This is a genomic window from Streptomyces sp. P9(2023), assembly GCF_032436795.1.
In the GTDB taxonomy this organism is placed as follows: Bacteria; Actinomycetota; Actinomycetes; order Streptomycetales; family Streptomycetaceae; genus Streptomyces.
In genome coordinates, this window is record NZ_JAUPWM010000361.1 from 1 (window position 1) to 284 (window position 284).

A 284-nucleotide genomic window follows, 5' to 3' on the forward strand; every position below is an offset into this window, starting at 1 on the left:
CTAGGTTTTGGTGAGTGATAATAAATGAGCAATTTAATAGTTGAGAGTCTTCATGAAGCGCAACTAGGGCTAACTGCGCTATTAGAAAATGCTGTTGCCCTATCTTCCATTGAGCAGGCTGCCTGCTTGCTGGTAAAAACGTTGAAAGAAAGTGGGCAGGTGTTTAGTTGTGGCAATGGGGGCTCAATGTGTGATGCCATGCACTTTGCCGAAGAGCTTTCAGGGCGTTATCGGCTTGACCGCCGTGCTCTTGCTGCTAGCAGTATTAGCGATGTTGCCCATAT

General features: G+C 46.8%; 1 protein-coding gene. It reads left to right on the plus strand.

Features of this window, described 5'->3' with window-relative positions; all coding sequences use genetic code 11:
• Window positions 1–24: 24 nt before the first annotated feature.
• Window positions 25–284: SIS domain-containing protein (locus Q5762_RS37950; protein WP_315896866.1), on the plus strand; the 260-nt coding region annotated here is incomplete at its 3' end.